This window comes from Microcystis sp. M090S1 (assembly GCF_020246295.1).
Lineage (GTDB): Bacteria > Cyanobacteriota > Cyanobacteriia > Cyanobacteriales > Microcystaceae > Microcystis > Microcystis aeruginosa.
Map to the genome: position 1 here is coordinate 1 of NZ_JADBTF010000349.1, position 8391 is coordinate 8391.

At 45.1% G+C, this 8391-nt stretch carries 6 protein-coding genes and 1 pseudogene; 6 read left to right on the forward strand and 1 reads right to left on the reverse strand.

Translation table 11 applies throughout. From position 1 onward, the window contains the following. Positions 1–169: 169 nt before the first annotated feature. From IM477_RS15600 to IM477_RS15620, 5 genes and pseudogenes are all read left to right on the forward strand, one after another. Positions 170–880, forward strand: coding sequence for a superoxide dismutase (locus tag IM477_RS15600; RefSeq protein WP_287732466.1), 711 nt, complete (start codon positions 170–172; stop codon positions 878–880). A gap of 2 nt (positions 881–882) precedes the next feature. After that, the gene (gene thrB, locus IM477_RS15605) at positions 883–1800 is read left to right on the forward strand and encodes a homoserine kinase (RefSeq protein WP_287732467.1); all 918 of its coding nucleotides are present in this window, start codon (positions 883–885) and stop codon (positions 1798–1800) included. A 157-nt stretch (positions 1801–1957) separates the two neighbouring features. Then, on the forward strand, positions 1958–3463 hold the full coding sequence (gene crtD / locus IM477_RS15610; protein ID WP_287732468.1) for a C-3',4' desaturase CrtD: 1506 nt from the start codon (positions 1958–1960) through the stop codon (positions 3461–3463). A 145-nt stretch (positions 3464–3608) separates the two neighbouring features. Beyond that, a pseudogene (locus IM477_RS15615) lies at positions 3609–3791 on the forward strand (IS982 family transposase); the annotation flags it as partial. A gap of 435 nt (positions 3792–4226) precedes the next feature. Next, positions 4227–4886: a PEP-CTERM sorting domain-containing protein gene (locus tag IM477_RS15620; protein ID WP_287732470.1), complete on the forward strand. Its 660-nt coding sequence runs from the start codon at positions 4227–4229 to the stop codon at positions 4884–4886. A gap of 290 nt (positions 4887–5176) precedes the next feature. On the opposite strand, the gene IM477_RS15625 is transcribed toward IM477_RS15620, so the two are convergent. Then, a complete protein-coding gene (locus IM477_RS15625) occupies positions 5177–6514 on the reverse strand; it encodes a histidine phosphatase family protein (RefSeq protein ID WP_287732471.1) in 1338 nt (445 codons plus the stop codon). A 430-nt stretch (positions 6515–6944) separates the two neighbouring features. Here IM477_RS15625 and IM477_RS15630 point away from each other — a divergent pair, with 430 nt between their 5' ends. Beyond that, positions 6945–8192 (forward strand): DUF4912 domain-containing protein, encoded by a 1248-nt coding sequence (locus IM477_RS15630; RefSeq protein ID WP_287732472.1) that lies wholly within the window; start codon positions 6945–6947, stop codon positions 8190–8192. Positions 8193–8391 lie beyond the last annotated feature (199 nt).

Sequence of the window (8391 nt, forward strand, 5' to 3'; positions counted from 1 at the left end):
AAACCGCCGACACCATCGGTCAAAGCATGGGGGCATCGCGGCTGGGGTTGTCTCTTTCATCGCCGATTTTTCAACGTAAAGTGCTTATTCTATAACGATTATACTCTATTATACTCTTGTTGAGCGTTTAAGTCCCACTAACCAAGAAGTTAATTTTGTTCTATTACTTATGTCTCTCAATCGCCGTCAATTTATTTATCTTTTAGGTGCTACCCTTGGCACAGCCACTCTTGCCGGTTTTAACCCTGCCGCTTTTGCCGCTACCGGTCCCTATAGTCTCATTGCCCTACCCTATAGCTATGATGCCCTAGAACCTTATATTGATAAGGAAACGATGCAATTTCATCACGATAAACACCATGTTGCCTACGTTAATAATCTCAACCTGGCGGTGGCAAAATATCCAGAATTGCAGAAAAAAACAGTAGTAGAATTAATTAAAAATCTTGACTCTTTGCCCGCCGATATTCGCACCACTATCCGCAATAATGGCGGCGGCGATCTTAATCATACGATGTTTTGGCAGATTATGTCCCCCGATGGCGGTGGCGAAGCAACAGGAGAAATAGGGGCGGCAATAATCGCTAAATTTGGCAGTTTCGAGGAATTTAAAAACGCTTTCAACCAAGCAGGTACTAAACTTTTTGGTAGTGGTTGGACATGGTTGGTTTTAAATAAGTCAGGACAACTAGAAATTATCAGCACTGCTAACCAAGATAGCCCCCTAATGATGGGATTACAGCCAATTATGGGCAATGATGTCTGGGAACACGCCTATTACTTAAAATACCGTAATCAACGGGCTGAATATTTAAAACAGTGGTGGAATGTGGTTAACTGGGAGGAGGTAAATCGCCGCTATCTTCAGGCAAAAGCTTAACGATGACAACTTTTACGGTTACAGTTCCCGCTACCACTGCTAATATTGGGCCCGGCTTCGATTGTCTCGGAGCGGCCTTAACCCTATATAATCAGTTTACTTTTACCCTGCTGCCGGCAACAACAGCTAACCCTGTCAGCATTATTGTCAAGGGAACTGAATCAGCTAAAGTCAGCCAAGGTGCTGATAATTTAATCTACACTTCTTTTTTGCAAGTTTATCAAAAAATAGGACAGAATCCGCCCCCTATCGCCATCGAGATCGGTTTAGGGGTTCCTCTGGCTAGAGGTTTAGGTAGTTCTGCCACTGCTATTGTCGGTGGGTTAGTGGCTGCTAATCAATGCGCGGGAAATCCTTTATCTATGGGGGAAATCGCCGCATTAGCGATCGCATTGGAGGGCCATCCAGATAATGTGGTGCCGGCTTTGCGGGGCAACTGTCAGCTATCGGCAGGAGATAGCACAAATTGGGCTATTTGTCAAGTATTTTGGCAAAAAAATCTCATTCCCGTCCTAGCGATTCCCGATTTTGAACTGGCTACGGAAAAAGCTCGGGCGGTTTTACCGGAAAAAATTAGCCGTCAGGAGGCAATTTTCAATATTTCCCGCTTGGGTTTATTATTGCGGGGATTGGAGACGGGTAACGGCGATTGGCTGAGAATTGCCCTAGAGGATAAACTGCATCAACCCTATCGCCAATCTTTGATCCCGGGTTACGAAAAGGTCAAAAAAGCCGCCATTAACGCGGGTGCTTACGGGATGGTAATTAGTGGCGCAGGTCCGAGCCTATTAGCTTTAACTAACCCCGACAATGCCCAAAAAACAGCAACAGAGATGAAAAATGCTTGGCAGCAAGTGGGGATTAACTCTGAGGTGAAAATTTTAGCTTTAGATACCCTAGGGGCGCAAGTAAACTGTTAAGCCTCCAATTTACCGGTTAAGAGTCCCGGGCAGATTGGTTGGGGTGCGGGGAAGTGGGGTGTGGGGAAGTGGGGAGCTTTTCAGTGAACAGTAATCAGTAATCAGTGAAAAGACAGCAGTGTTAGGATAAAAATAAATATAAATAATTATTAAGAAAATGACGCGAATTACCGTTATTGGTGCAGGGATTGGCGGACTAACGGCGGCGGCATTATTGGCGCGTCGAGGTTATCAAGTCACAGTATATGATCAGGCGCTTGTCCCCGGAGGTTGTGCCTCGACTTTTTCCCGTCGGGGTTTTACTTTTGATGTGGGGGCAACTCAAGTGGCAGGATTAGAAGTAGGGGGCATTCATCAGCGCATTTTTGCCGAATTAGGGATAGATTTACCCGATTCTGTCCCCTGTGATCCCGCCTGTGCCGTTTTTCTGCCGGGGGAAACCACTGCGATTAACGTCTGGCGCGATCGGCAAAAGTGGCAAGAGGAAAGACAAAAACAATTTCCGGGCAGCGAACCTTTTTGGCAATTATTACAAAAACTCTTTCAAGCAAGTTGGCGTTTTCAAAGTCGCGATCCAGTTTTACCCCCGCGCAACTGGTGGGATTTAGGGCAATTAATCGCCGCTTTGCGTTTAGATACTGCCATTACCTTCCCCTTTACTTTGATGACTGTGGGCGATGCTCTGCGATTATACGGCTTAGAGAGGGATAAACGCCTAAAAACCTTTCTGGATCTCCAGTTAAAGCTTTATTCCCAAGTTACTGCCGATGAAACCGCTTTACTTTATGCCGCCACCGCTTTAGCAGTTTCTCAGTCTCCCCAAGGTTTATCCCACCTTCAGGGTAGTATGCAAGTATTAAGCGATCGCCTAGTAGCAGCTTTGGAAAAATACGGCGGTAAATTGCAAATGCGCCACACAGTGGAAAAAATACTGACAGAAAAGGGAAAAGCCACGGGAATTATCGTCAGAAATCAAAAAAATGGCCAAATACATCCAGAAATGGCCGATGAGATTGTCGCTAATATCCCGATCCAAAATTTACCACAATTAATCGATCGCGAAGCCATTCCCAGTCTTTATCACCAGAGAATCGAAAAACTTCCCCCCGCATCCGGTGCTTTTGTGGTTTACTTAGGAGTCGATCGCGCTGCTATTCCCCCCGATTGTCCTCCCCATTTGCAATTCCTCTACGATGACGATGGCATAATCGGCGAAAATAACTCTTTGTTTGTTTCCGTGAGTAAAGAAGGGGATGGTCGCGCTCCAGTGGGAAAAGCGACGATTATTGCTTCTTCCTTCACCGATACCAGTCTTTGGTGGCAAAAAGGAGAAGATAATTATCAGCAATTAAAAGCAGCATACACCCAAGAGGCGAGCGAGCGTCTCGGTAATTATTTCCATCTTAATCCTGATCACATCGTTCATATCGAATCAGCTACACCTCGTACTTTTGAACGGTTTACGGGTCGAAATCAGGGCATTGTCGGCGGTATTGGTCAAAGACTGTCCACTTTTGGCCCTTTTGGCGTAGCGACGCGCACTCCGATCCCCCATCTTTGGTTAGTGGGAGATTCCACCCATCCGGGAGAAGGCACTGCCGGAGTCAGCTATTCGGCACTAACGGTAGTTAGACAGATTGAAAATAAATTAGCTTCTAGTTAGCGGGAAGCTTTTTTCAGTGATCAGTAATCAGTAAACAGTGATCAGTAAACAGTAATCAACGTCAGTTCGGGATAAGGGTGGAAAGAAAAGGCGGGGGCTAGTAAGCTGAAAAATATATAACCGTATCAGCACCCCCAACCCATCTATGTCCAGTCTAGAAGCTCTTTTCTGTCCTGTCGATGACGGATGCCGTGTATTTGAACCTAAATTAGAACAGACAAGGCTTTGGCCCGATAATAAAGCTCATAAACGCGGCAAAATCTTGACTTTAAGCGAAATTATGACCATCTTGATCGCTTTCCATCAAAACCACTACCGCAATTTTAAACCGACATTCCGCACATCTTCATATACTTTTATATCCTACATTCCCCACGATGTTTTGACGAAAAAACCTTCATTGTAGAAACTACTATTGAGAACATTTTCAATAATTGATTTTTTTTGAGAAAAAAAATTACAATTCTTCACCTTGATGAAAATCGATCCTTGTAGCTATAATCCTTACTGGCAATGGTTTGTCAGCAATATGTTAGTAAAAATTATCAATTGAATGTTAAGAAGTGTGGAAAGTGGGTTGTAATTATTCTGTACAAAGATGAGAGGATTTTTCGTACCTGCTCTGATACTCTGGTTTTTATTCACCTTTAATGAGAGCAAATAACCTATAGCGGTGTGCAGTCGTATGAGGTACAGTGTCACGAGCTATAAACCATGCTAGGCAAAGCTTGGTCTGTATCTCACTCAAGCGCTTACCGCTATAGTGAAGCTCAATGCCCTTAATTCTTTAGCTTTCGCCACAGGGACAGTAACTCTACTGTTAAGTAGCGTGTCTTCTGTTAGTGCTTATACCATTTATACAAATCGGACTGCCTGGGAAGCGGCACTCGCCACTAACCCCTCGTACAAGATTACCATTGATACCTTTAGCAATGCCATTCCTTCGGCACAGTCAATTACCCTAGATTCAGGGATTGTTTCCACTAATTCCGCTCCTCCCATACTGCCTAATTCGTTTAATAACAACAGTGTCAGCATCGTCAATCCTGGTGTTTACGATAATGCTTCCGGTACACTTGCGGGTGCTTCTGATACCATAACCTGGCAGTTTCCTGCTACCGTGTTGGCTTTTGGTGCTGACTTTTCCCGCATTGATGAGTTAACTCTTACTGGCAATTTCGATGGCACAGGGAACCAAACCATTCTCGTCAATAATACAATTGGTGGACCTGATGGCTTTCTTGGTATTGTCGGGACAGCCGAATTTAGTTCTGTTATCTTTGCCAATAATACAACAGCTGTCGATAGTTTTAGTATTGACAATGCTTCCTTTGCCACCAAAGTTCCTGAACCCAATATGGTTACTGCTTTCGCCATACTTGGGGGCAGTCTGTTGTTAATTAAGAAAGCCAAGGGCAGCTGACCAGCTGATAATCAGTAATCAGTGATCGGGAGCATCTCATTTATGCAAGTGAGTAATTATACTTATCCATAAAACTGGTTTCTAGCAAGGCTTTCAAAACAGCTTGACATAAAAACCTGATTTAGGGGTTACAAAGGTGAGATGCTCCCTCAGTAAACAGTGAAAAGACAGCAAGAAACTGCTATTTAATACTGCACACTTACCACATACTGCTCACTTAAAACTCAAATCTGTTAACTGTTAACTTACCCACTGATAACTGATAACTGATCACTGATAACTGATAACTGTTATAAAGCGCCAGCTGCCGTGCGATCGAGTATTCCCGCTCCTAGATGAGAGGTAATATTAATTGCTTGCAGGACCGGTTGAGAGTCAACTCCTTTGGGATAATCGATAACACTAACCGCGCCATTTCCCTGTTTAATATTCCAGAAATTGGCGGGTTTTAAACCCAATAAATAACAAAGAATCACCTTATTAATGGCATCGTGAGCTACTACCATAATTGTTTTAGGACTATCGCTATTACTATAGGTTTTAACGATTTGCCGCCAACAAGCGATCGCTCGATCCCAAACTTCCTGTAAATTCTCCCCTTCCGGCATTTGTACGGTTTCTGGGGCATTTTTCCAGTCTTCTAACATTCCGGGGAAACTCGCTTCAATTTCCTCCTCTAATTTGCCTTCCCAAAGTCCGTGACAGATTTCTGTCAGATCCACTTGGGTATCTAAGGTGACATCGGGGTGATATTGCAGGATAATTTGGGCAGTTTCCTTGGGACGGGACAAAGGACTGGTGACAGCGTGATTTATCGCCGTTTCTCGCAGAAATTCGGCGGCTTTCTCAGCTTGAGCTTTGCCATTATCATTGAGAGGAATATCGCGCACACCTTGAAAACGTTTATCCCGATTCCATTGGGTTTCTCCGTGACGCACAAGCAGCAGCCTGGAACCTTGGAAAGGAGGACGCGGTGGGGGTAAAGCTATCCCTAAGTGTGCCGTTTGATTGAGGGATTCCACCTGCACAGGATCACCAAAATCACCCGTAAAATTGAGAACATTAACGCAACAGTTAGATTGTTGCAGGGAATGGTATAAGGAAACTGGAATACCGATGGCACTGAGGATTAAACAGCGATTAATGCCGTTATGGGCAACAATGAGGATAGTTTGGCCCTCGTGTTGGGGAATAATTTCTCGCCAAAAATCCTGGGCCTGTTGATAGAGGGAGAGAACTGGGTAATTTTCTTGACCATCGGGCAGTATCATCTTAAATTCGTGAGGTTTTTGCTGCCAATCCCGATATTCTTGGGGGTATTGAGCTTTTACCTCCTCTTTGACCATATTTTCCCAGATAGGCAGCTCGATTTCTAGTAACTGGGAAGTGGGTTGAATGACGGGAGAGTTATTTAAACGAGACTGAATCACCTCAGCAGTAGATTTGGCTCTTTGGAGAGGACTACAGTAAAAAGCGGCGATATCGATTTGACTGAGGGCATTTCCTACTTTTTCCGCGTCCAGATGGCCTTTTTCCGTCAAAACCGAGCCATCACTGCGACCTTGTATTTTCTGCTCTGCGTTATAACTGCTTTGTCCATGACGAACAATAATCACACGGGTAGCCAAGCGGTTCAGTCTCCTTAACTAAAAGTCTCAATATCAGATTACAGGCGATCGGGATCGGAGTACAAATCAGTGATCAGTGATCAGTGATCAGTAAACAGTGGGGAGCAGGGAGAGGAAGTCCGAGCATTTGTACTAAAATTTCTCAGATACAGTTTCAATGCAGGACAGAATATCAAAACTTCCTGACATGAAAATCTCTTGGGGATCAAGGGTTTGGCAATTTTGTCAAGAAATCATGACAAGGTACTTGTTCAAAATCGGAATCTTACTGTTTAATAGGTATTTATAACAAGCGATTCCCTTGATCCCCATCGAGTGGATCTCTCGTTCACACAGCAATCGATGAGTAGTTAGAAGGATTACCCAGATAACTGCTTTTGCAAATGCTCAAAAACATTTGCCGTCGTAACTAATCGGAGAGTGTCAACTCATGGTCCCAGAATACCCACCCTTAGATGAGATGACCTTGCGGCAACTGCGACGAGTTGCCAGTCAATACAGCATCTCTCGTTACAGTCGGATGCGGAAAACGCAATTAATTGAGGCAATTACCCAAGCTATGGGAGTAAGCGGCAATTTTAAATCTATTATTAAAGAGGAAAAACCAGTGGAAGCAGCAAAATTTGAATTAGGTCAAGCTAACCCGATCGAAGATATCCTAGGTTCGGTGGATGATGGTTTAGGAGATCTGCCCGGTGGCTACGGTGAAAATCGCATTACCCTCCTACCTCGCGATCCTCAGTGGGCCTATGCTTACTGGGATATCCCCAACGAATCAAAAGAAGATCTACGTCGTCAAGGGGGACAACAGTTAGCCCTGCGTCTTTATGATGTCACCGATATCGATCTCAATAGCCAAGGCGCGCATAGCGTCCAAGAATATCTCTGTGATGAATTGGCCCGGGAATGGTATTTACCGATTCCGGTCAGCGATCGAGATTATGTTATCGATATCGGTTATCGTTGTGCTGATGGTCGTTGGTTAGTTTTGGCCCGTTCTCCTTTAGTGCGGATTCCTCCCGTCTATCCTTCCGACTGGATTGAAGATGTTTTTGTCACCGTTAACTGGGAAGAAGAACTGGTGGGCAAAACTGTTTACGAACTCGTCCCCCCCAGCAAACGCTACGGCAGCAGCGCCGGAACCACGGGAACTAGCCCCATCTACGACCAAATTTTCGAGAGTGTCGGCGATATCGAGGCCCTACGGGTGGCCGGTTCCTTGTTTGGTTCCATGCAGCACGTCGCCGGTTCCGTACCGATGTCGGAAGTGATCAGTTCTTATGTATTCCCCTCTGGGGTTGGTATGTGGGCAGTTCCCACGGTATCGGGACTAACTGCTTCCGGTATCGGCATAACTGCTTCCGGCATCGGTATGGGTGCTTCGGAAACCCTACAACGTCCGCGCAAATTCTGGTTAGTTGCCGATGCAGAATTAATCGTCTATGGTGCTACGGAACCGGATGCCACCGTAACTATCGGTGGTCGTCCGATTAAACTCAATCCCGATGGCACTTTCCGCTATCAGATGTCCTTCCAAGATGGTTTAATCGATTATCCGATTATGGCCGTGGCCGCCGATGGTGAACAAAATCGTTCTATCCACATGAAATTTACCCGGGAAACCCCCTCTCGCAATACCAACACTAAAGACGAGGCGGTTCTAGAATGGTTGTTCTAGATTGGGTTTTCTAACGTTACCAAAGCCAAACCAATTACTTCCCCCTAACTGAGATTTAGTTAGGGTCTGCTGAAAAAGTAGGGGCGAAGCATTCGGGCAATAACCTATCGGTGAAACCGGAGATTTTCTATCCGAATGCTTCGCCCCTACAGGACGCGGGCCGATGAAGACGCCAGGTTTTGAAGCACGATTCTCTCAA